General features: G+C 40.3%; 1 protein-coding gene and 1 pseudogene. Both read right to left on the reverse strand.

Annotated elements, in window-relative coordinates; translation table 11 throughout:
- Window positions 1-197: 197 nt before the first annotated feature.
- Window positions 198-575: pseudogene (locus tag NF418_RS10245) on the reverse strand (UDP-galactopyranose mutase); the annotation flags it as partial.
- 48 nt (window positions 576-623) lie between these two features.
- Entirely contained in the window at window positions 624-857 is a 234-nt protein-coding gene (locus NF418_RS10250) for a hypothetical protein (RefSeq protein ID WP_256779525.1), read from the reverse strand.
- Between the last annotated feature and the right edge of the window lie 319 nt (window positions 858-1176).

Here is a 1176-nt window from a genome sequence, read left to right on the forward strand (position 1 = left end):
CACTATTATCAACATTTTTAGTCAAAAAAAGAACTTAGTCTGAGACTAAATTCTGTTGATGTTATGCAGTTTTCTCAAAGTAACTTCTGGAAGGACGGGAACTAGAACTTACTTTGAGAATTTACCGAAAATTGCTTCTGCTCTAAAAATCAAAAATCTGGTCAAGTAAGTGTTTAACCACTCTCTCAACCAGATTTTTACTTCACTTCATTTCTCACACACTGCAAGGCTGCTCCAATTACCTGGTGCATATCGTAGTAACGGTAGTGACCTAAACGACCGCCGAATATAACATTCTCTTGTTGTTCAGCTAGGCGTTTGTAGGCTGTGTAGAGTTTATTGTTACGATCATTGTTGACTGGATAGTATGGCTCATCCCCACGTTTCCATGTCTTAGAATACTCGCGTGTAATAATGGTTTTTTCTTGTGTACCGAACTCGAAATGTTTGTGTTCGATAATACGAGTAAAGGGTGTTTCACTGTCAGTGTAGTTGACAACCGCATTACCTTGGGAGTTTTCCATATCCAAAACTTCAGTTTCGAAACGGAGGCTACGGTATTCTAATTCACCAAAATGATTAGAGGCATTACGCAACCATTGATCTACCATTTTCACTCCCTCCTAAAACTGATGGTCTTGTGAAAGGGGAGCCAACTGTTCTGAGGTTAAGCCGGTGATTTCTAAAACATCTTCTATGCCAAGACCTCTGTTTAATAAGCGCTGTGCAACTTCTAACCGACCTTCTGCTAGACCTTCTAATCGACCTTCTTCCTTTCCACGATTTCTACCACGTATAAAAGAACTTTCCAATTCCCCAAAATGATTGGAGGCATTACGCAACCATTGATCTACCATTTTCACTTCCTCCTAAAACTGATGGTCTTGTGAAAGGGAAGCCAACTGTTCTGAGGTTAAGCCGGTGATTTCTAAAACATCTTCTATGCCAAGACCTCTGTTTAATAAGCGCTGTGCAACTTCTAATCGACCTTCTTCCTTTCCACGATTTCTACCACGTATAAAAGAACTTTCCAATTCTCCAAAATGATTGGTAACCGCCCAATAACAAGGTATCTATCCACTCACTCCTTCCTCCGGTATACTGTTATAAAAAACAAACTGGAGGATTTATTATGTCTCAGCCCATCGTCCCATTGACTATTCCCCAATCTCGCCG

It is taken from the genome of Streptococcus suis, from assembly GCF_024509555.1.
In the GTDB taxonomy this organism is placed as follows: domain Bacteria; phylum Bacillota; class Bacilli; order Lactobacillales; family Streptococcaceae; genus Streptococcus; species Streptococcus suis_AD.